Genomic DNA, 21,063 nt, shown 5'->3' on the forward strand with positions numbered 1-21,063 from the left:
CTTAATGTTTCTCCTTTTCTAATTGTAATCAATAATTATTAATTTCTGTTGATGAATAAAGGTTCCCTTTTAAAGGATCGTTGTTTTTACGTTTAATAGATGGGGGAGTATTCCCTTTAATAGTTCATAAGTTATCTTTATTATTCATAAAGTTATCATTAATAACTGTATTAACATCAATTAATGCTCCAATAGTTTTATTTTTATTGGAAGGAATCTTATTAATGGCATCATTTTCATCATTTAGATTTTTACTTAAAATATTAATTTTAGTTCCTAACAGTGAAGAACGAGAAGTTTTAAATATTTTACCTAAAATAGCACTTCATTTATCTTGGTCAGAATCAATATATTCTTTATATCATTCATTATTTGGTTTATCATCATCTCGTTCTAATCACGCCATCATATCTCAAAATCAAAATCATCAGTTTTCATTATTATCAATATTATTTTGGGAAAAATCAGTATAAGTTTTAATTTCATTCAAAAGATTAAAACCAGAACTTTCACTTTGAGGATTATCATCAACGCGTTTTTTAAATTCATCAAATAAATATTGTAAATAGGGAGTTTTAGCAAGACGCATATTTTTATCTGAAGTTATTGCCGGATATTTGCCGTCACTTTCTTGATTTTCGCCAATATCACCATCAGCATCATAACCTTTTCGTAAGTCATCATAACCATTAATTTTAATAAATCGCACTTCATTCGTATCAGCAATAAAAACAACTTTATCAGTACCAATTTTAATTTTTTTAAAAATAATATTTTTGTTGCTATCTTTTCGTTCATCATTTAAATCCTTTAAAAGGGTATCAAAGTTAGTTGGAATACTTCCACCATCAGTACCATCGTATGCTAAATCGTAAGTCGCTGCTTTAAACATTGGACTAAATTTATCATTAGAACTATCTAAAGTTAATAAATTAGGTAATTGACCAAAGGTTGTTTTGTTATCATCGCTATATAAACCAGCCAATTGCTCAAAAGATTTAGTTTTAGCATCATTTAAAAAATCATTAATATTTTTTAAATTCTTATTTTCATCAAAATCTTTTGTTTCAATACCATCTTCTGAACCATTTTTTTCTTTACCATCATATTTAAAATTAATTTGAGAAACTAATAAAGGTTTTAAATTAAAGTATCATTGTTCAGCAATAAATTTTTGTTCTTTACTTAATTTATTTGATTGTTGAGCATTGGGGTTCATTATTACCTTATTGTTCTCATCAAATTTAACAAGATTTTCTACCTTGATAGCAAAAGTATTGAAAAGAGTTTCAATTTTCTTTTTTAATTCATTATTATCATTAAGTTCATATGCTTTTCTTAATGCTCGGTTCCGAGTTTTGGTTTCTGTTTTACTACCATATCATAAATCAATGTTAAAATTATCACCATCGCTGTTGATTTTCTTTATTAAATCATTGGCAATTCTTTTAATTTGCTCCATACTATAGCGATCATAATCAATTTGAAAGTCATTAATAAATTTTTTTCGAAAAGTTTCATAAACATTATTGGGAGTAGAATTATCTAATAATAAGTGATCTTTAAATCCTTCTGCACCGCCTCATTTTTTATATTCTTTAGCTTCTTCTTTGGTTTTATTATTTCCTCATTGTTTATGTAAAGTTCCTTCAATATAACTATTTAAATTGGTCATCATATTATCGTAACTTTTTTTAAATATCGGATCATTTTTTTTGCTTTTAAGAACAGATAGTTGTAAGCGTTTAGTAAACTCAACAAATTGTTCTTTTTTAATTTCATTATTGTTAATGAAATTATTGAAAAGTTGATCAATTGTAATGCGATCTAATTTTCCTGAAAAATCATCTAATCCTTTAAATTTTAATGTTGGAAGGTCAAGAAGTACTTGCGAACCATCATCACCAATAAATTCTCATTTATTGGAGCAAGCTGCTGATGTCAATATTGGACTTATTGATAACACCAAAGCAAATGGTAAAACTATCTTTTTCTTCATTAATCTCAATCACTCCTTAAATATTAGTTTTCATAAAACATTTAATTTTACAATACATATTATACACTATATAGTAAAAATGTAATTTCTAAAATAAGGGTACTTTATGTTGAGGATAGCAATTATCGCCTAAATTAGGTAAAATATACTAGTAGTTAATTAAATAATAATTTCTTAAAGTTATTAAAAATTCTTATATCTAATATTTGTAGATATACAATAATTAAATGAATTATTAAAATAGTTAAACATAGAAAGGAAGAAATTAATTAATGACAGATATAAAAAATATTAAGAAAGATTTTCCCTTTTTTCAGAAAAATAAAAATATTGTTTATTTAGATAATAGTGCTACTAGTTTAAAACCACAATGTGTTATTGATAATATTATTAATTATTATTTAAAATATTCTACTAATCCTCATAATACTGATTTTTTACTAGCCTATTATTGTAATGAGAATATTCAAAAAATTCGTAAACTAGTTGCTGAATTTATTAATGGTAAGGATAGTGAGATTATCTTTATTCCTTCAACTACTTTTGGATTAAATCAATTGGCTTTAGGATTAGAAGCATTAATTTCTAAGGATGATGAGATTTTATTAACAATGGCTGAACATAGTTCTAATTTATTACCTTGGTATCGCTTAGCAAAAACTAAACAAGCAAAGATTAAATATATTGGTTTGGAAGATTTAACGATTACTATTACTAATATTAAAAAATTATTAACACCGAAAACTAAAATTGTTAGTTTTGCAAATATAAGTAATGTTTTAGGAACTGTTAATGATACTAAAGCGATTTGTCAAGCAATTAAACAGTATAATCCTAACATTATTGTTATTATTGATGGTGCTCAATCAGTTGGTCATATTAAAACTGATGTTCAAGATTGAGATATTGATTTTTTAGTATTTTCTGGTCATAAGATGTTAGGGCCAACGGGTATTGGTATTTTATGAGGAAAAAATATGATGTTATCTAAATTAGCACCAATGTTATTAGGTGGCGGTAATAATGCTATTATTAATGAGAACGGAACGTATTCTTTACTACAAGGATATATGAGTTTTGAATCAGGAACGCAAAATATTGCTGGTATTTTTGGTTTACAAGAAGCTATTAAGTATTTACAAAATATTGGTTTAGAAACAATTCATAATCATATTACTAGTTTAAAAGATTATGCTGTTAATGAAATGCGAAGGGAAAATTTAGATGTATCAATTTATAATCCTAATGCTAAAAGTGGCATTTTAGTTTTTAATGTTAATAATGTTGTTGCCCACGATGTATCAGTTAATTTAGCTAATAACCACAATATTTGTCTTCGTAGTGGTAGTCATTGTGCCAGTTTAATTGATCAACTACTTGGTGTTAAAAGTTCATTACGAGCTAGTTTTTATATTTATAATACTAAAGAAGATGTTGATAAATTAATTATCGCATTAAAAACAGGAGGTAATTTCATTGATGATTTCTTATAATGAATGAAGAAAGATAATTATTAATCATTATCAAAATCCTCAGTATCAAGGTTTTATTAAACATAACCAAGCAATTGAACGATTGCAACCTAATTTAAGTTGCGCTGATCAGTTAAATTTACAGTTAGTAGTTATTAATGATGTTATTGTTTCAGCTCGGTTTATGGGTTATGCTTGTGCAATTGCAACTTCTAGTGCTGACTTGATTTGTCAAACCATTACTAATAAACCAAAACATCAAGCAATAGCAATTTTAAATAATTATTCATTAATGATTAATGTTAAAGATTATGATAGTGATATTTTAGAAGACTTAATTGTATTTACTCATAGTAAAAAGCAACCAAATCGTAAGCAATGTTCATTATTAGCAAGTAGTGGATTTTTAATGATGTTATAATAAATTATAAGGTGGTGCTTAGATGTTTGATAAACATTTATTACGAAAATCATCTTTAAAAGTAAGATTAGCAATGGTAAAATATGATAAAGAACAATATGATCAAAAAATTATTAATTTTATTATTAATAATGACGATTTTCAAAAAGCAAAAATAATTGGTTTATTTTCACCTATTAGGGGAGAAGTTAATGTTAATCTTTTAATTAGTTTTTGTTTTAATAATGACAAGATTGTTGGGTTACCAAGAATGCAAGATGATAATTCTTTATTATTTTATCAAATTACTAGTTTTGATGATTTAGAAATTGATAATAATTACAATATTTTACAACCTAATTTGCAATGTAAAATGTTAATGACTTCGGAAATTAATATTTGTTTCTTACCGTTTTTAGCGTATGATAGTACCGGCGCTAGAGTTGGTTATGGGAAAGGATATTATGACCGAACTTTAGTAGATTTTAAAAATCCAATTATTGGAATTGGTTATAGTTGACAAAAAACTATAGAAGAAATAACAGTTGATAAAAATGATATTTTAATGCATCAAGTAATAACGGAAATTGGAATTGAAAAATTTTAATTTTTAAAGATATTTATATTTTTTATAAAAAGTAAATTTTTTGCAAATAAAAATGAATATTTATTTTTCTCAATGTTATAATTAACTATCATGTGAATATATGAAAATATTTACTGAAATCAAAGGAGAGATTTTATGTATAAAAAAGGTGACATTGTTGAAGCAAAGTGTACTGCTGTTTTACCATGAGGTGTATTTTATGTTATTGAAAACATCATTGATAACATTAATGAAGACAGTACTTCTTCACAGTCAAAGCCAGAGCGAGTAACTGGGATGTGTCATATTAGTCAGTTTTCTGATGGATATGTTAAAGATATTAATGAATTTGCAGAAGTTGAAAAAGTCTATCGCTTAGAAGTGTTAAATTTTGATGTTGATAAAAAGCAACTAAGTTTAAGTCATAAAGCACTTTATAAGGAAGAACAAAATCGTGGGTCCGTACATATTAAAGAATCAGGAGCAGGATTTGAAGATTTATCTAATAACTTATCGCAATGAATTGATAATAGTGAACAAATCAGTGAAAGTGACGAATAATAGATGATTAAAACAAATATTAGTTATACACACTTAACAAATCAAGAACTTAATAAATATCAAGATAAAATTCATTCAATTCATAAAACAATGATTACTGAAAGGAAAGGTCTTGGCAGTAATTTTTTAGGTTGAGTTGATTTGCCAAAAAATTATAATAAAACTGAATGAGAAGCGATGAAAGTCATTGCTAAACGATTAATTCCTGAAATTCAAGTTTTAATTGTTATTGGTATTGGTGGTTCTTATTTAGGCGCTAAAGCAGCTATTGATATGATTAAAGGATTGTATTCCCAAGATTTATTAGAAATAATATTTGTTGGTAATACATTATCATCAACATATACTAATCAAGTTTTAGAATATGTTAAGGATAAAGAATTTGCTATTAATGTTATTTCTAAATCAGGAAGTACAACCGAACCAGCGATTGCTTTTCGTCTTTTTAGAGATTTATTAGAGCAACAAAAAGGTAAAGCAATTGCTAAAACAAGGATTATTGCTACTACTGATGCTAAAAATGGGATTTTAAAAAACTTAGCAAATCAAGAAGGTTATGAAACTTTAGTTATTCCTGATGATATTGGTGGTAGATTTTCAGTATTAACTCCTGTTGGTATTTTTGTAATGGCAATGGCTGGAATTGATATTGATAAGGTTATGCTGGGAGCTAATCAAGCATATACAGATTTAAGTAATGATACTTTAGAAAATCAAGCATATAAATATGCTGTTGTGCGAACAATATTACATCAAGAAAAGCAATATCCTGTAGAAATGTTAGTTAGTTATGAAAGTCAGATGTCTAGTTTGGCTGAATGATGAAAACAGTTATTTGGTGAATCAGAAGGAAAAGATCGTAAAGGAATTTTACCTGCTAGTGTTAATTTTTCTACTGATTTACATTCTTTAGGACAATTTATTCAAGAGGGAAGTAAAGTTTTATTTGAAACAGTTTTACAAGTTAAAAAGCCCTCTTTGGATGTTAAAATTGCTACTAATAGTGATGATGTAGATCAATTGAATTATTTAACTAATTATTCTTTACATCAAATTAATGCTTTAGCTTTAGAAGGAACAATTGATGCGCATAGTAATGAGGGGAAAGTTCCTAATATTATTTTAGAGTTAGAAACAATGGATGAAATAATGTTTGGTTACTTAGTGTACTTTTTCTTTAAAGCTTGTGCAATGAGTGCTTATTTACTAGAAGTTAATCCTTTTAATCAACCAGGTGTTGAAGTATATAAGAAAAAAATGTTTAAGTTATTAGGTAAGAGTTAATAATTAAAGGATTATTTAATTTTTAAATAATTAATACTTTAAAATTAATATTATTATATTTAGGATTTTTAAAGATAAAATAATTGACAATGAGAATTTTTTTTTATATTATTATAAAGTCCTAAATTAAATGGGTTGTTAGCTCAGCTGGGAGAGCACTCGCCTTACAAGCGAGCGGTCGGCGGTTCAATCCCGTCACAACCCACCATTTGCTGGCTTAGCTCAGCAGGCAGAGCAACCGCCTTGTAAGCGGTAGGTCGTAGGTTCAATTCCTATAGCCAGCACCATAAATTATTTGGAGGGATAGTGAAGTGGCTAAACACGGTTGGCTGTAAACCAACTCCTTCGGGTTCGGGGGTTCGAATCCCTCTCCCTCCACCATAATGTTGGGGTGTAGCCAAGTGGTAAGGCAAAGGACTTTGACTCCTTGATGCGGTGGTTCAAATCCACCCTCCCCAGCCAAATTTAATTATGCTCCGTTAGCTCAGTTGGTAGAGCATCTGGCTTTTAACCAGAGGGTCGCAAGTTCGAGCCTTGCACGGGGTACCATTAATGCCTAAGTGGTGGAATTGGTAGACACGCTGGATTTAAGCTCCAGTAAATGTTAAAGTTTGTGTCGGTTCGAGTCCGACCTTAGGTACCATAAAGAAATTTAAAGCAGAATATTCTGCTTTTTTTATTTTGTTTTTCTTGTAATTTTTAATCTTTTATTACATAATTATAAATAATTGAAAATATTTATTTATTTTTTAATATGAGTTTCAAAGGAGATTAATAAATGAGTTCAAAAGAAAAACCATTACATAGTTTTGATGATAGTAATGTTGTCCTTATTAAAGATCATATTTCACATGAAGAGACATTTGTAGAAGTATTTGAATATGCTTTTCAAAAATTACGAGACCCGTGATATAAGACATTTCTATTTGGTATTATGGCAGGTTTTTTTGTAGCAATTGCTTATGTTATTGTTATTGTTGCTTTATCAGGATTTATTATTAAAGACAGTAATGGAAATTTAAAACCTAATGGTATGCCTTCTGGTATGATTGCTTTAATTACAGGACTAACTTTTACGCCAGCAATATTAATGGTTATTTTTATTGGGGGAACATTATTTACTTCTAATTCATTGACATTATTACCAATAGTTAAAAGAGAAGCAAAATTGCGTCGTATGCTTGTAAATTTATCTTTAGTATTAGTTGGTAATTGTTTAGGAACATTAATTGTTGCGATATCAACTTATTTAATGGGACATATGAAAGTTGATTCTGAGTTTTATAATGCTTTTAAGTATATTTATGATAAGAAAATCGGTTCTAGTCCGAGTAGTCTTAATTGGACAATTTTTTTAAAAAATTTTGTTAGTGGTATTTATTGTAATATTTTAATTGCGGGGTTATTCTGAATGAATATGTCTGTTAAAAATTCAGCAACTAGGGTATTATTATGTTTCTTTGTAATTTTAGCGTTTGGAATTTCTGGTTTTCAACATATTGTTGCTAATGCTTATGTTTGAATGACTGGTTTATTTTTAAATAATGGTATGGTTGGTCAAGATTTTGGAACATTTTCAATAATGAATATGCTGCCAACATTGTTAGGTAATTTTATTGGCGGTAGTGTGGTATTACCAATGGTTTATTTATTAGTATTTAATAAACGAATTAATGTAGAAATCGCTTCTGGAAAATTTAAAGGAACTAAATTATAGTATTAAGTACAATGAAAATGAACCGCGGAGTAATCCGCGGTTCATTTTATTAGTATATGATACCATCACCTGCACATTGGAAATGAGTTTGTAAAAGTTTATTTTCGTGCATTTGTATTAAGTGATGATATTGCTCCTTTAATTCTTTTAGCTCTTCGGGGCTAATTAGTTTTTCACAAATAAGACAAGTCATTATGTAGTCCTTTTAATTTCAATATTATATTTAGTAATCTTTTAATTTCCTTCATTATAACATTGAATAAATTGAATGGTTAGCAATGCTAACTAATTATTACATTAGACTTCTTGCATAACCTATTAAAAAAATTACAAATATTTGTAAAAAGACAGTAATAGAAAAATATAATTTTAATTAATTATGTCTTTTATCTAAAAAATTAATATTTTGCCACAACAAAAAATGAATTTATTATTTAAATTCTTTAATTTTAAATAAATCTTTTATGTTAAATTAATAATTGCAAATTATAAATTGAGGCAATTAAATTAAATCTTAAACCAAATCTTTTTCTACGATTACGATATTTTTCTGTCATAATTTTAAATTTTTTAAGAATAGCAAAAATATTTTCAATAATAATTCTCATTTTTGAAACTAGTCTATTATGTTGTTTTTGTGCTTTATTTAAATGGTTTTTCTTTGTTTTCTTTGTAGGTATTAGAACATTATTGTGAATTTTTTGTATTCCTTTATAACCACTATCAACTATTAATTTGGTATTTTTTAAAATTGGGATTTTTGATTCTTTAAATAGACTTCTTGCATAACCTATTAAAAAAATTACAAATATTTGTAAAAAGACAGTAATAGAAAAATATAATTTTAATTAATTATGTCTTTTATCTAAAAAATTAATATTTTGCCACAACAAAAAATGAATTTATTATTTAAATTCTTTAATTTTAAATAAATCTTTTATGTTAAATTAATAATTGCAAATTATAAATTGAGGCAATTAAATTAAATCTTAAACCAAATCTTTTTCTACGATTACGATATTTTTCTGTCATAATTTTAAATTTTTTAAGAATAGCAAAAATATTTTCAATAATAATTCTCATTTTTGAAACTAGTCTATTATGTTGTTTTTGTGCTTTATTTAAATGGTTTTTCTTTGTTTTCTTTGTAGGTATTAGAACATTATTGTGAATTTTTTGTATTCCTTGATAACCACTATCAACTATTAATTTGGTATTTTTTAAAATTGGGATTTTTGATTCTTTAAATAAAGCATAATCATGTTTTTTCCCAAGTGAAAAACTTGTTGCAATAATTTTTCTGGTTTCTTGTTCGATAATTACTTGTGTTTTAATGGTGTGTTTTTTCTTTTTACCAGAATAAGATTGTTTTTGTCTTTTTTTGAGCGTTGGATTGGAGTTTCGGTAGCATCAATAATAATAGTTTTATCATTAAAATAATCATTTATTAGTGCTTTTTTACCAGCAAGTTGTTGAAAATCAGAGTTTTTAATTAAAATATCTTCAATTCACTTGATATTCCGATAACAATTAGCTTCACTAATTCCGAAATTTTTACCAAGATGAAAATAAGTCTGATATTCTCGTCAATATGATAAAGTCATCAATAATCTATTTTCTAGTGATAATTTATTAGTTTTACCACCTTTTTTAAATTTTTCTATTTCAGCTACTTGTAAAATATCTAACATTTTATTAAAAGTGGATTTTTTTATTCCTGTTAATCTTAACCATTCTTTATCATTAAGAGTATTAAATTTATTATTGTTCATATTTTGATATCCTCATAAATTATATTTTATAAGAATATTTTAATAAAAAAGGTATCGCAAGAAGTCTATTATTTTTTAAAATTATAAAAGAAAAATCATAGTATTTACTATTACCATATTCCAAATTAACTATCAATTGTTTTTCTTCTAGTAAATGTCTAAAGCCAATAATATTTATTTTACTCATATCAATTTCAGAATAAGTTAATAATGTTTTGGGATTTTTAATAATATTAAAAACAAGTTGATAATAAAAATGTAATTTAGTTTTAATAAGAACACCAATTTGATTTCAATCATCTTTAACCTTAAATCATTCATCATCAACAATATTACTATTTTGTTGCTTCACTGCTTGTTGAACATTTGCAAAGTTATTAATAGTAAAGCAAGATAAAAGCAAAATAATTACAAGTTTAACTTGTCACATAAATACCTCCTTAATAATTTTTTGAAAAATTTATAAACCCTTAGCTTTTTGAAAAGCTTCTTGAAATGAATCATTTATTAACTCTCAATAATAATTCCTTTGATTTATTGGTGTTAAAAGTCAATATGAAAAAGCCTCAGCAAAATATTCACCTTCAAAATAATTTGAAGTTGATAACAATTCATTATATTTTCAACCATATTTACTTGGCAATGCTGTAAATAATGCTAATCTTCTTTTAACTGATGAAATTGCTAATGATGACGCTGTTGAAGTAATATTAACTATCTTCCGATATAAAATTTCTGTAAAAATATATTCATACGTAGTTTTAGGGTCATAATTAGAAAAATTAGTATCTAAGAAAGTAATTTCACTATTTATTTTCTTACAATCTCCTACCGTTTTTAAATTACGATTAAATGATGTTGCGTGAATAGGATTACTAATCATTAGTAATAAAAATGCTAATGTATGACCTAATTCATGAACAATGATTCCATAATCATTGTAATTGGCTGCATAATGACCCCGATGATAAAATTCATTATAATCTTGTTCTCAATAATTAACAACATCAATAAAAATACAACTAAATTGTTGTTTATCAATTGATGGTGAGACAAATAAAGCAATAATATCTTCTGCCCATTTACTTTTTGGAAAAATTAAATTTGGACTATTAATATAAATCCCTAAGAGTATATGAGCAATATTATCATCAGAAAAAAAATGAGATAAGAAATTATATACTTTTAATATTCCTTCTAAAATCATATTAGACTTCTTGCGATACCTTTTTTATTAAAATATTCTTATAAAATATAATTTATGAGGATATCAAAATATGAACAATAATAAATTTAATACTCTTAATGATAAAGAATGGTTAAGATTAACAGGAATAAAAAAATCCACTTTTAATAAAATGTTAGATATTTTACAAGTAGCTGAAATAGAAAAATTTAAAAAAGGTGGTAAAACTAATAAATTATCACTAGAAAATAGATTATTGATGACTTTATCATATTGACGAGAATATCAGACTTATTTTCATCTTGGTAAAAATTTCGGAATTAGTGAAGCTAATTGTTATCGGAATATCAAGTGAATTGAAGATATTTTAATTAAAAACTCTGATTTTCAACAACTTGCTGGTAAAAAAGCACTAATAAATGATTAGACTTCTTGCGATACCTTTTTTATTAAAATATTCTTATAAAATATAATTTATGAGGATATCAAAATATGAACAATAATAAATTTAATACTCTTAATGATAAAGAATGGTTAAGATTAACAGGAATAAAAAAATCCACTTTTAATAAAATGTTAGATATTTTACAAGTAGCTGAAATAGAAAAATTTAAAAAAGGTGGTAAAACTAATAAATTATCACTAGAAAATAGATTATTGATGACTTTATCATATTGACGAGAATATCAGACTTATTTTCATCTTGGTAAAAATTTCGGAATTAGTGAAGCTAATTGTTATCGCAATATCAAATGAATTGAAGATATTTTAATTAAAAACTCTGATTTTCAACAACTTGCTGGTAAAAAAGCACTAATAAATGATTATTTTAATGATAAAACTATTATTATTGATGCTACCGAAACTCCAATCCAACGCCCAAAAAAAGACAAAAACAATCTTATTCTGGTAAAAAGAAAAAACACACCATTAAAACACAAGTAATTATCGAACAAGAAACCAGAAAAATTATTGCAACAAGTTTTTCACTTGGGAAAAAACATGATTATGCTTTATTTAAAGAATCAAAAATCTCAATTTTAAAAAATACCAAATTAATAGTTGATAGTGGTTATCAAGGAATACAAAAAATTCACAATAATGTTCTAATACCTACAAAGAAAACAAAGAAAAACCATTTAAATAAAGCACAAAAACAACATAATAGACTAGTTTCAAAAATGAGAATTATTATTGAAAATATTTTTGCTATTCTTAAAAAATTTAAAATTATGACAGAAAAATATCGTAATCGTAGAAAAAGATTTGGTTTAAGATTTAATTTAATTGCCTCAATTTATAATTTGCAATTATTAATTTAACATAAAAGATTTATTTAAAATTAAAGAATTTAAATAATAAATTCATTTTTTGTTGTGGCAAAATATTAATTTTTTAGATAAAAGACATAATTAATTAAAATTATATTTTTCTATTACTGTCTTTTTACAAATATTTGTAATTTTTTAATAGGTTATGCAAGAAGTCTATTATTTTAATGATAAAACTATTATTATTGATGCTACCGAAACTCCAATCCAACGCCCAAAAAAAGACAAAAACAATCTTATTCTGGTAAAAAGAAAAAACACACCATTAAAACACAAGTAATTATCGAACAAGAAACCAGAAAAATTATTGCAACAAGTTTTTCACTTGGGAAAAAACATAATTATGCTTTATTTAAAGAATCAAAAATCCCAATTTTAAAAAATACCAATTTAATAGTTGATAGTGGTTATCAAGGAATACAAAAAATTCACAATAATGTTCTAATACCTACAAAGAAAACAAAGAAAAACCATTTAAATAAAGCACAAAAACAACATAATAGACTAGTTTCAAAAATGAGAATTATTATTGAAAATATTTTTGCTATTCTTAAAAAATTTAAAATTATGACAGAAAAATATCGTAATCGTAGAAAAAGATTTGGTTTAAGATTTAATTTAATTGCCTCAATTTATAATTTGCAATTATTAATTTAACATAAAAGATTTATTTAAAATTAAAGAATTTAAATAATAAATTCATTTTTTGTTGTGGCAAAATATTAATTTTTTAGATAAAAGACATAATTAATTAAAATTATATTTTTCTATTACTGTCTTTTTACAAATATTTGTAATTTTTTTAATAGGTTATGCAAGAAGTCTATTATAGTTCTTAACGATATTAATACCACTAATAAATTCATAATTACCGGTTTTTGCGTCGTTTAAAACTTCTTTAAGATTACAAAATTTTAAATACTTAGAATCATTAATTCAGCTATCAAATTGATTACTTTTTATAACATTTGCTGTTTGATTTACTTTGCTTTCTAAATGATTTAAAAATTCTTTTTCTTCTTCACTAAGACCATATGAACCTAAGGTTCGCAACATTTTAAATTTTTCGGTTTTTGTTACTAATAAACTAGAAATCTTAAAATTATTCACATAACGATCAAATTGTTCAACAATATTATTTTCAAAAAAAATTAAATTATTACTATAATTTACAATTGTTAACAATTGAACAATAGCTAATAAACATCCTTTCATATTTTTAAACTCCTTTATTAACTATGAAAATTATCTAACTGGTTCATATAAATCAAATTTTAAATTTAATTTTGCAAAATCTAATGATAATCCATATCAATTATTAACTTTGCTTATTCAATCGCTACCACTAGCTAGTTCAATATAGTCATATTGAGCATAAAAATATTTAAAAATAAAATCTCAATTACGATAAGTTGATTTTGACTCATCAGTTATTACTAAATATAATTCACCTCTTTTTCCTAATTTTAAATTTTTATTTATTTTAGAAATAACATCATCTTTAATTGAACATTGCAATTGTAAATATTTACCAATTTTATATTGCTTACTTTCAACAGAATAATTCCCTGATACCAATTGAATATCAATAAAATAATTAAAAAGTGATTCACTATTGTGATATATTTGATGAATTTTTTTATAAATTTCATCAAATATATCATATTTTTTACTAAAATATTCAGTATAATAATCGGCACCATTTCGGGTATCAGCAATTTGATTACCGCTAATATCAATATTAACATTAACAGAAATTTTATTAAGTTCAAGATCCAATCAACCAACATTTTCTAAATCAAGAATTTGCGAAAGTTTATAAAAATTGCCAATCGTAACATTAAGAGCAATAGACATATTACCAGAAGCATTTAAATTATGAGCCAATATTTCCAAATTATCTTTAATATTCAGAAACTCAAAAGCGATATGTTTTGCTAATTGATCATTAAATACTAAACTCATCTTTTCTTGTAATGTCTTAGCAACAGTTTGATAATTAGTTTTCGAATTAAAACCACAATCATAAGTTTTATAAAAAAAAGAATTAATTTCTTTTTTTGCATCTTCATAACTTTTAATATTTTTTAATAACACCTTAGTATTTAAAACTTGACCAAAATAATTAACTCTTATTTCTAAAATATCACTACCACTTTTAAATTCTTGCTCACTATTAATTAATGCCATATCAATATTTTCATAAACATTTTTAATTTTATCTTTAATTAAATCAAATACTGTGTTAATATCAGTGAATTGATAAATATTAAAATCATATTGTTCATTAAAAAACTGAACAATTTGAACTAACTTAGCTAAACGATTATCTTTAACATTAACTATTGTTATCGGCATATAAAAAGATATATCACTAATAATAAAATGAAAATCAATAATATTGACACCGACTTCTAAATATTTATTTTCACCAGTAAATTCTGGCAATGATATTTGCATTTTATATTTATTAGCAAGCATTTTCGTTAATTCTTGTTCAATTTTTAGTAAAGCAACTTGATAAGTATTAGTATTATCTAAATCATAATCAAATTTCTGATGAAAAAAATTAAAAAGATCAGGTTTAATTCACGACATATTAGCAATATTTTGTATTTTTAAATCATATTGATAAATGTCATTATTACCAAAAGAATTATCACTAATAACTAGTTTTAAACTAAAAACACTATTATTAAGCGTTTTAATAGCAATCCGATCAGTATTTTTAGCAATCGCAAATTGAACAGTAAAATTTTCACTAATAGTTTTTAATTCCTTTTTAAGTTTTACTAAAATATCACCATAAATATTATAAGTACTAAAACCTCAATCATAAGTTTTAGCAAAAAAAAGAAGTTAATTCTTTTTTAATATCGGTAGCTGTTTTTGATACCATTTTAGTTTCATTACAAATTTCTTGTTGCTTAACTTGATTAATAATAACTGCTAATCCCTGACTACTAAGTAATAAACTACTTAATAATGTCAAATGGATTTTCATATATATCAAAACCTTTTATGAGAATTTTTATTAATTATTTTTTATAACTAATTCCTCCTTTTTAAAACAAAAAATATCAAAAATGATTCACTTATTATGTAACATATAAATTATTAATTTTAAATTAAATACCGGTGTTGCTAACTTCAAAATTATTTTATCATATTTAAAAAATATATATTCAATATTTATTAATAAAATTTAAATTGTTTTAAGCACTAACATCAAATTACTTTTATTGATTTTACAATCAGAACAATTTTACAAAAAAACTTGTTTTAAAATCTGCTGACAAACTTTAAAATTAGGGCAAAAGTGCACCACTAATTCCCAAAATGCTTTACTATGATTAGGTTCTCGTAAATGGGATAACTCGTGAATAATAACATAGTCAATAATCTCAAAATTAAAATGCATAATTTTGGAATTTAGAACAATTTTTTGCTTGTTAAAATGACAAACACCTCATTTACTACGCATCACTCTAAACTTAAGTTGTTGATAACTTAAATTCATTGTTTTAGCAAGTAATGCAACTCGGGAACCCAAATATAATTCAGCTTGCTTACTAAGAAATTTATTAAAATTTTTCACAAGTTGCATCGCATCATTGCTTTTTAAATTAAGAACAATAGTTGTTGCGACAAAAATAACTTTATTGTTATTAGCAAAATAATTAATTTGCACCTCATATTTCTTATCTAAGAAATAAACAAAATATGGTTTTTGACGCAAATTAATTAAAATCTTTGTTGGTTTATTAATAATTTTTTGTATTTTTTTTCAATTAATAATAAGAAAATCCTCAATATATTGTTCTTTCATTCCTAAGGGAGCATTGACAATAATATCCGATGAACAATATCTTACTGATAATCTTTTACCTTGTTGCAAATAATAATCCAACGCCACATTTTCATAAACTAATTGCTTTTTAAGCATCTAATAACCATCCTCATACTACTACTTTTTAAATATTGTTTTAATGTTTTTAAACATTATTCCCAAAACTTTAAAATCCCACGGTTGTTTTACTCTTTTTAAAGGAACAAATTTATTTCCTTTTTTACAATAATAAGGTTGCACCTTCGTTAAAATTAAATAACCTAAAGATGTAAAAAATATCCCAAAAGTAAATATAAAAATATAACCTAATGGTCACAAACGACCAGTTCGATCAAAAATATTAGCAGTAGTAACAGCGTTATTACCACTACCTCATAATGGATAACCATCACGACCAATAAATAATAAATTAGTTATTTCATTTTCATTTTTCGCAATAACTAATGAAAGAGCATTAAAACTTAAAGCCATTAAACTAAATATAATTAAACTAATAAAACTTCATAATAAATAATCACGATGATATTGCATAATACCATACATATATAAAAATAAATAAGTAAAAATAATAATAACATGTAAAACATAATATAACCAGTAAGAAAAATGTTGCGGTCCATACGATTTATCAGCAGGAATTAGTAAACTTGCAAAAACCATAATTACTACTCAAGGTGCAGTAATACTAAATAATTTATCATTAGCCTTAATTAATAAAATGCCACTAATAATTTGTGTTATTGAACTTAAATGAAACGGGAAAATTCAAGGCCAACCTCGTAAGCTTTTTCCTGATTCTTTAAAATAATATAAATATAAAAAATGTAAAAAATAATAAAGAAAATATAAGAAAATTTGAAAAATACCAAGAATTCTTAAAAATAATTTATTTTGTGCTAACTTAACATATTCTGTTTTAAAAATAAACAAACAACCCAAAGCAATTAATGATAAAATAACTGGTAATCAATATTGTCAAGTAACACCAATTTTAGTAATAACTTCACCAGAACTTCCTGCTGGATTAAAAAAATCATATAATGATAAAAACATCTTTACTTCTCCCTTAATAGTTATTACTTATTCGTTGATGATTAATCTCATTTTTATTTAAATAGGCTTGAAAAATATCTTGAAAACTAAACTGCAAAACATTAGCAATTGTAAAAAAATGATTTAAAATGTTAGCATAATCATTAGTAATATTTTTTCAAAAAGCAATCGTATGATTAAAAGTTTCTAATATTAACAATGTTAAATCTTGTTCTTGCTTTAATTCATAAGAATATGCTTCTAAATCAATATTAAAACTTAATCCAATACTAATAAGAAAATGCAGACAATCAATAAATTCATCTAAAACTAATTCTTTTGACTTATATGTCATACGATTTGATCAATATTTAAAGCATCGTAATTCATTACTAAATTCCGATAATTCTACTAATAAAGATAAAAATCGTTTATCAATTGTTTTTTCAACTAATAATTTTTTTTCTTCTAAAATTCTTGCATCTAACTTTTTTTGCAAATTAATAATTTGTTTTCATAATTGTAAATCCAAAATATGTTTCACCCATCCCTAACTTATATTGTTTTATTTATTATAATTATATTTTTTCAAGTTGCAAATAAAAAAATAAAAAAAACCTAGTAATAACTTATAAATTATTACTAGATAAAATTAATCTTTTTTTTCTAATGCTGATTTAGATAAATCAACTAATTTTTTAAATTCAGCTGGTTGATGAATTGCCATTTCCGATAACATTTTTCGATTAATATCAACATTCGCTTTATGTAAACCATTAATAAATTGTGAATAAGACATATCACATTCTCTAGCAGCACCATTAATTCGTGTAATTCATAAACTTCGAAACTCGCATTTACGCTTTTTACGATCACGATAAGCATATGCTAAAGACTTCATTACTTGTTCTTTAGCAGTTCTAAATAATGTATTTTTTGAACCAAAATAACCTTTAGCTTGTTTTAAAACCTTTTTACGACGTTTCTTAGTAGTAACGCCTCCTTTAACTCTTGCCATTATTATATTTCCTTTCTAACTAAGTAGTAAATTTTTTAATCTTCGGTAATCAGTTTTATGTACTGTTCCTTTTTTGCTTAAATGTCGTTTTTGTTTAGTTGACTTACTTTCCGCTAAATGAGAAGTAAAAGCACGGTCTCGCATTCATTGACCAGTTCCAGTAATTTTAATTCGTTTCTTTAATGCTTTTTTTGTTTTCATTTTTGGTGTTTTTTTGCTCATTTTCTTGCTCCTTTTCTTTATTTAAAGTCTTATCTTTTCTAGCAATTAAATACATATCATAAAACTGACCAGTTAACTTTGGTGTTTTTTCAATTTTACAATACTCTTTTACTAAATCATAAAACCGCATTAATGTTTCATAACCAAACTCTTTACGATGTGATTCCCTACCTCGAAACTTTAAAGATATTTTAACCCGATCACCATCTTTTAAAAATTCTATTACCTTCTTAGCTTTGAATTGCAAATCATGCTCACCAATATTAGGTGTTAAACGCATTTCTTTGTTTTGAATAATTCGTTGCTTTTTTTTATTATCTTTATCTTTTTTTTGCTCTTCATACTTATATCTGCCATAATCTAAAATTTTCGACACTGGCGGATTAGCATTAGGTGCAACAACAAACAAATCTAGTCCTTGCTCTTTAGCAGTTCTTAAAGCATCATTTCATGACATCACACCTAATTGATTGCCATCTTGATCAATAACTAAAACTTCACGAAAACGAATATTTTGGTTAATAAAATCAGTATTTGGCTTATGTTTCATAAAATAGAAAACCTCCTATAACAACATAGAAAAATTCTGTACTAATACACACTCATAATTAAAATATTTAGATTTAAAATCTAAAATTATTATTAGCTGTTTACCCATAACGATAATATATTGCTATCAGGTGAGTGTAACACTATTTTCTTTTATTTATGTTCCTATAAATAATAACATAAATAAATAAAAATGCAAAAAAATATTAAACTTATAAAAAAACAAAAAGAAAGTAGAAAATCAAAAACTATTGTGGAAATCGTTTTAAATTTTCTACTTACAAAAGTTATTATAACATAAATAATAACGGTACCCATTAAATTAAGTAACCGTTATTAAAATTTTTAGCTAATATTTTTCAACTCCTAGTTTGTCGTTTTGCACTTTAACCAAAAATACATAAGGTAGGATCAACAACAACAGCATATTTTACAACAACAATTTTTTCATAACCACCAATTGTAACTTTAACACGAACCTTAGCATATTTTTTATTACCTAAAAACCCACCTACTAAATCTAAAGTTTTTTTCAAGACATTAGGAACATCTAATGATTCAATCGTAACATCATCTAAGTTAGTAAATCCTCTTTATTCTAATTGCTGAATTATTTGTTTAACTAATACATCTTTAGGTCTTATACATAGCAGTCCTAAATCTACTTCCATATTATTAATTTCTTTTGCTAAATCATTTAAACGCTTAATAATTAGGGTCAACTTTAATATTAATTAATTGTCCTCTAACTTGATATTTTTCACCATTAATAGTAACTTCGTAATCAACAGTATCTTTATTAACAGTTAATTTTTTATTGGCATCAGTTTCTGGATATAATAGACTTCTTGCAATACCTTTTTTATTAAAATATTCTTATAAAATATAATTTATGAGGATATCAAAATATGAACAATAATAAATTTAATACTCTTAATGATAAAGAATGGTTAAGATTAACAGGAATAAAAAAATCCACTTTTAATAAAATGTTAGATATTTTACAAGTAGCTGAAATAGAAAAATTTAAAAAAGGTGGTAAAACTAATAAATTATCACTAGAAAATAGATTATTGATGACTTTATCATATTGACGAGAATATCAGACTTATTTTCATCTTGGTAAAAATTTCGGAATTAGTGAAGCTAATTGTTATCGGAATATCAAGTGAATTGAAGATATTTTAATTAAAAACTCTGATTTTCAACAACTTGCTGGTAAAAAAGCACTAATAAATGATTATTTTAATGATAAAACTATTATTATTGATGCTACCGAAACTCCAATCCAACGCCCAAAAAAAGACAAAAACAATCTTATTCTGGTAAAAAGAAAAAACACACCATTAAAACACAAGTAATTATCGAACAAGAAACCAGAAAAATTATTGCAACAAGTTTTTCACTTGGGAAAAAACATGATTATGCTTTATTTAAAGAATCAAAAATCCCAATTTTAAAAAATACCAAATTAATAGTTGATAGTGGTTATCAAGGAATACAAAAAATTCACAATAATGTTCTAATACCTACAAAGAAAACAAAGAAAAACCATTTAAATAAAGCACAAAAACAACATAATAGACTAGTTTCAAAAATGAGAATTATTATTGAAAATATTTTTGCTATTCTTAAAAAATTTAAAATTATGACAGAAAAAATATCGTAATCGTAGAAAAAGATTTCGTTTAAGATTTAATTTAATTGCCTCAATTTATAATTTGCAATTATTAATTTAACATAAAAGATTTATTTAAAATTAAAGAATTTAAATAATAAATTCATTTTTTGTTGTGGCAAAATATTAATTTTTTAGATAAAAGACATAATTAATTAAAATTATATTTTTCTATTACTGTCTTTTTACAAATATTTGTAATTTTTTTAATAGGTTATGCAAGAAGTCTGATAAATATGATATTGTAAAAGCTCGTTATACTGATTGTACAAAGCAGTTAATATCAAATCGTTCACGATGAAGATGTTATGATACTTGAACAAATTCGTGGGATGAAGGGAACGGTTTATATCCGTTTTTGTAAAAACTAAAAATGTAGAATTATGAACATCAACATAATTCTACA

At 24.7% G+C, this 21,063-nt stretch carries 30 protein-coding genes, 6 tRNA genes and 1 pseudogene; 21 read left to right on the top strand and 16 right to left on the bottom strand.

Features of this window, described 5'->3' with window-relative positions:
* Window position 1: 1 nt before the first annotated feature.
* Entirely contained in the window at window positions 2–1,999 is a 1,998-nt protein-coding gene (locus tag AACK86_RS00650; protein WP_338982061.1) for a hypothetical protein, read from the bottom strand.
* Window positions 2,000–2,271: 272 nt separating this feature from the next.
* Here AACK86_RS00650 and AACK86_RS00655 point away from each other — a divergent pair, with 272 nt between their 5' ends.
* The 12 genes from AACK86_RS00655 to AACK86_RS00710 all read left to right on the top strand — a co-directional run bounded on the left by AACK86_RS00655 (window position 2,272) and on the right by AACK86_RS00710 (window position 8,019).
* Window positions 2,272–3,492: an aminotransferase class V-fold PLP-dependent enzyme gene (locus tag AACK86_RS00655; RefSeq protein ID WP_338982062.1), complete on the top strand. Its 1,221-nt coding sequence runs from the start codon at window positions 2,272–2,274 to the stop codon at window positions 3,490–3,492.
* Entirely contained in the window at window positions 3,479–3,892 is a 414-nt protein-coding gene (locus AACK86_RS00660; protein ID WP_338982648.1) for an iron-sulfur cluster assembly scaffold protein, read from the top strand. Before AACK86_RS00655 ends, AACK86_RS00660 begins: the two co-directional genes overlap by 14 nt.
* Before the next feature lie 22 nt (window positions 3,893–3,914).
* The gene (locus AACK86_RS00665) at window positions 3,915–4,478 is read left to right on the top strand and encodes a 5-formyltetrahydrofolate cyclo-ligase (protein WP_338982063.1); all 564 of its coding nucleotides are present in this window, start codon (window positions 3,915–3,917) and stop codon (window positions 4,476–4,478) included.
* Between the two features lie 135 nt (window positions 4,479–4,613).
* The gene (locus AACK86_RS00670) at window positions 4,614–5,018 is read left to right on the top strand and encodes a S1 RNA-binding domain-containing protein (RefSeq protein ID WP_338982064.1); all 405 of its coding nucleotides are present in this window, start codon (window positions 4,614–4,616) and stop codon (window positions 5,016–5,018) included.
* Window positions 5,019–5,021: 3 nt separating this feature from the next.
* A complete protein-coding gene (locus AACK86_RS00675) occupies window positions 5,022–6,302 on the top strand; it encodes a glucose-6-phosphate isomerase (RefSeq protein ID WP_338982065.1) in 1,281 nt (426 codons plus the stop codon).
* A 132-nt stretch (window positions 6,303–6,434) separates the two neighbouring features.
* Window positions 6,435–6,510 (top strand) — tRNA-Val (locus AACK86_RS00680).
* 3 nt (window positions 6,511–6,513) lie between these two features.
* Window positions 6,514–6,589: transfer RNA gene (locus AACK86_RS00685), tRNA-Thr, on the top strand.
* 10 nt (window positions 6,590–6,599) lie between these two features.
* Window positions 6,600–6,683: transfer RNA gene (locus AACK86_RS00690), tRNA-Tyr, on the top strand.
* 6 nt (window positions 6,684–6,689) lie between these two features.
* Window positions 6,690–6,764, top strand: a tRNA-Gln gene (locus tag AACK86_RS00695).
* Window positions 6,765–6,775: 11 nt separating this feature from the next.
* Window positions 6,776–6,851 (top strand) — tRNA-Lys (locus AACK86_RS00700).
* A gap of 5 nt (window positions 6,852–6,856) precedes the next feature.
* A tRNA-Leu gene (locus AACK86_RS00705) sits at window positions 6,857–6,945 on the top strand.
* A gap of 135 nt (window positions 6,946–7,080) precedes the next feature.
* Window positions 7,081–8,019, top strand: a complete 939-nt coding sequence (locus AACK86_RS00710) for a formate/nitrite transporter family protein (protein ID WP_338982066.1) — start codon at window positions 7,081–7,083, stop codon at window positions 8,017–8,019.
* A gap of 467 nt (window positions 8,020–8,486) precedes the next feature.
* On the opposite strand, the pseudogene AACK86_RS00715 reads toward AACK86_RS00710, so the two are convergent.
* From AACK86_RS00715 to AACK86_RS00730, 5 genes and pseudogenes are all read right to left on the bottom strand, one after another.
* Window positions 8,487–8,795 (bottom strand): annotated as a pseudogene (locus AACK86_RS00715) (transposase family protein); the annotation flags it as partial.
* Between the two features lie 166 nt (window positions 8,796–8,961).
* The gene (locus tag AACK86_RS06695; protein ID WP_422398306.1) at window positions 8,962–9,354 is read right to left on the bottom strand and encodes a transposase family protein; all 393 of its coding nucleotides are present in this window, start codon (window positions 9,352–9,354) and stop codon (window positions 8,962–8,964) included.
* On the bottom strand, window positions 9,339–9,791 hold the full coding sequence (locus AACK86_RS06700; protein WP_422398254.1) for a transposase family protein: 453 nt from the start codon (window positions 9,789–9,791) through the stop codon (window positions 9,339–9,341). The genes AACK86_RS06695 and AACK86_RS06700 overlap by 16 nt, the downstream gene beginning before the upstream one ends.
* A 19-nt stretch (window positions 9,792–9,810) precedes the next feature.
* Window positions 9,811–10,221, bottom strand: a complete 411-nt coding sequence (locus tag AACK86_RS00725; protein WP_338982068.1) for a hypothetical protein — start codon at window positions 10,219–10,221, stop codon at window positions 9,811–9,813.
* Between the two features lie 30 nt (window positions 10,222–10,251).
* Window positions 10,252–10,998: a hypothetical protein gene (locus AACK86_RS00730; protein ID WP_338982070.1), complete on the bottom strand. Its 747-nt coding sequence runs from the start codon at window positions 10,996–10,998 to the stop codon at window positions 10,252–10,254.
* Between the two features lie 70 nt (window positions 10,999–11,068).
* On the opposite strand from AACK86_RS00730, the gene AACK86_RS00735 reads away from it, so the two are divergent.
* The 5 genes from AACK86_RS00735 (at window position 11,069) to AACK86_RS00750 (ending at window position 12,965) form a co-directional block, all read left to right on the top strand.
* Complete coding sequence (locus tag AACK86_RS00735; RefSeq protein ID WP_338982071.1) at window positions 11,069–11,404, top strand: transposase family protein; 336 nt, start codon at window positions 11,069–11,071, stop codon at window positions 11,402–11,404.
* A 65-nt stretch (window positions 11,405–11,469) separates the two neighbouring features.
* On the top strand, window positions 11,470–11,922 hold the full coding sequence (locus AACK86_RS06705) for a transposase family protein (protein ID WP_338982632.1): 453 nt from the start codon (window positions 11,470–11,472) through the stop codon (window positions 11,920–11,922).
* Entirely contained in the window at window positions 11,907–12,299 is a 393-nt protein-coding gene (locus AACK86_RS06710; protein WP_338982644.1) for a transposase family protein, read from the top strand. The genes AACK86_RS06705 and AACK86_RS06710 overlap by 16 nt, the downstream gene beginning before the upstream one ends.
* A gap of 154 nt (window positions 12,300–12,453) precedes the next feature.
* The gene (locus AACK86_RS00745) at window positions 12,454–12,588 is read left to right on the top strand and encodes a hypothetical protein (RefSeq protein ID WP_338982072.1); all 135 of its coding nucleotides are present in this window, start codon (window positions 12,454–12,456) and stop codon (window positions 12,586–12,588) included.
* Window positions 12,573–12,965, top strand: coding sequence for a transposase family protein (locus AACK86_RS00750; RefSeq protein ID WP_338982650.1), 393 nt, complete (start codon window positions 12,573–12,575; stop codon window positions 12,963–12,965). Before AACK86_RS00745 ends, AACK86_RS00750 begins: the two co-directional genes overlap by 16 nt.
* A 153-nt stretch (window positions 12,966–13,118) precedes the next feature.
* On the opposite strand, the gene AACK86_RS00755 is transcribed toward AACK86_RS00750, so the two are convergent.
* Window positions 13,119–13,523, bottom strand: coding sequence for a hypothetical protein (locus AACK86_RS00755; RefSeq protein WP_338982073.1), 405 nt, complete (start codon window positions 13,521–13,523; stop codon window positions 13,119–13,121).
* 30 nt (window positions 13,524–13,553) lie between these two features.
* Window positions 13,554–14,906 carry a hypothetical protein gene (locus AACK86_RS00760; protein WP_338982074.1) on the bottom strand — a complete coding sequence of 451 codons (1,353 nt, stop codon included), beginning with the start codon at window positions 14,904–14,906 and terminating at the stop codon, window positions 13,554–13,556.
* A gap of 37 nt (window positions 14,907–14,943) precedes the next feature.
* Between AACK86_RS00760 and AACK86_RS00765 the strand changes: the two genes are divergently transcribed.
* A complete protein-coding gene (locus AACK86_RS00765; protein ID WP_338982075.1) occupies window positions 14,944–15,117 on the top strand; it encodes a hypothetical protein in 174 nt (57 codons plus the stop codon).
* A 33-nt stretch (window positions 15,118–15,150) separates the two neighbouring features.
* On the opposite strand, the gene AACK86_RS00770 is transcribed toward AACK86_RS00765, so the two are convergent.
* The 8 genes from AACK86_RS00770 to AACK86_RS00805 all read right to left on the bottom strand — a co-directional run bounded on the left by AACK86_RS00770 (window position 15,151) and on the right by AACK86_RS00805 (window position 19,515).
* Window positions 15,151–15,300, bottom strand: a complete 150-nt coding sequence (locus tag AACK86_RS00770) for a hypothetical protein (protein WP_338982076.1) — start codon at window positions 15,298–15,300, stop codon at window positions 15,151–15,153.
* A gap of 273 nt (window positions 15,301–15,573) precedes the next feature.
* Window positions 15,574–16,254, bottom strand: coding sequence for a SprT family zinc-dependent metalloprotease (locus AACK86_RS00775; protein ID WP_338982077.1), 681 nt, complete (start codon window positions 16,252–16,254; stop codon window positions 15,574–15,576).
* A gap of 21 nt (window positions 16,255–16,275) precedes the next feature.
* A complete protein-coding gene (locus AACK86_RS00780; RefSeq protein WP_338982078.1) occupies window positions 16,276–17,211 on the bottom strand; it encodes a hypothetical protein in 936 nt (311 codons plus the stop codon).
* A gap of 13 nt (window positions 17,212–17,224) precedes the next feature.
* Window positions 17,225–17,722: a dUTP diphosphatase gene (locus AACK86_RS00785; protein ID WP_338982079.1), complete on the bottom strand. Its 498-nt coding sequence runs from the start codon at window positions 17,720–17,722 to the stop codon at window positions 17,225–17,227.
* A gap of 120 nt (window positions 17,723–17,842) precedes the next feature.
* The gene (gene rplT, locus AACK86_RS00790) at window positions 17,843–18,208 is read right to left on the bottom strand and encodes a 50S ribosomal protein L20 (RefSeq protein ID WP_338982080.1); all 366 of its coding nucleotides are present in this window, start codon (window positions 18,206–18,208) and stop codon (window positions 17,843–17,845) included.
* A gap of 15 nt (window positions 18,209–18,223) precedes the next feature.
* Window positions 18,224–18,430, bottom strand: coding sequence for a 50S ribosomal protein L35 (rpmI, locus tag AACK86_RS00795; protein WP_338982081.1), 207 nt, complete (start codon window positions 18,428–18,430; stop codon window positions 18,224–18,226).
* Window positions 18,375–18,980 carry a translation initiation factor IF-3 gene (gene infC / locus AACK86_RS00800; protein WP_338982082.1) on the bottom strand — a complete coding sequence of 202 codons (606 nt, stop codon included), beginning with the start codon at window positions 18,978–18,980 and terminating at the stop codon, window positions 18,375–18,377. The genes rpmI and infC overlap by 56 nt, the downstream gene beginning before the upstream one ends.
* Window positions 18,981–19,365: 385 nt before the next feature.
* Window positions 19,366–19,515, bottom strand: coding sequence for a hypothetical protein (locus AACK86_RS00805; RefSeq protein ID WP_338982083.1), 150 nt, complete (start codon window positions 19,513–19,515; stop codon window positions 19,366–19,368).
* Between the two features lie 372 nt (window positions 19,516–19,887).
* Between AACK86_RS00805 and AACK86_RS06715 the strand changes: the two genes are divergently transcribed.
* The 3 genes from AACK86_RS06715 to AACK86_RS06725 are packed head-to-tail and all read left to right on the top strand — an operon-like array spanning window position 19,888 to window position 20,718.
* Window positions 19,888–20,340, top strand: a complete 453-nt coding sequence (locus AACK86_RS06715) for a transposase family protein (protein ID WP_338982632.1) — start codon at window positions 19,888–19,890, stop codon at window positions 20,338–20,340.
* Entirely contained in the window at window positions 20,325–20,648 is a 324-nt protein-coding gene (locus tag AACK86_RS06720; RefSeq protein ID WP_422398311.1) for a transposase family protein, read from the top strand. The genes AACK86_RS06715 and AACK86_RS06720 overlap by 16 nt, the downstream gene beginning before the upstream one ends.
* The gene (locus AACK86_RS06725; protein ID WP_422398255.1) at window positions 20,590–20,718 is read left to right on the top strand and encodes a hypothetical protein; all 129 of its coding nucleotides are present in this window, start codon (window positions 20,590–20,592) and stop codon (window positions 20,716–20,718) included. Before AACK86_RS06720 ends, AACK86_RS06725 begins: the two co-directional genes overlap by 59 nt.
* The last annotated feature ends 345 nt before the right edge of the window (window positions 20,719–21,063 follow it).

The sequence above is a fragment of the Spiroplasma endosymbiont of Eupeodes luniger genome, from assembly GCF_964019525.1.
GTDB lineage: Bacteria > Bacillota_I > Bacilli_A > Mycoplasmatales > Nriv7 > Nriv7.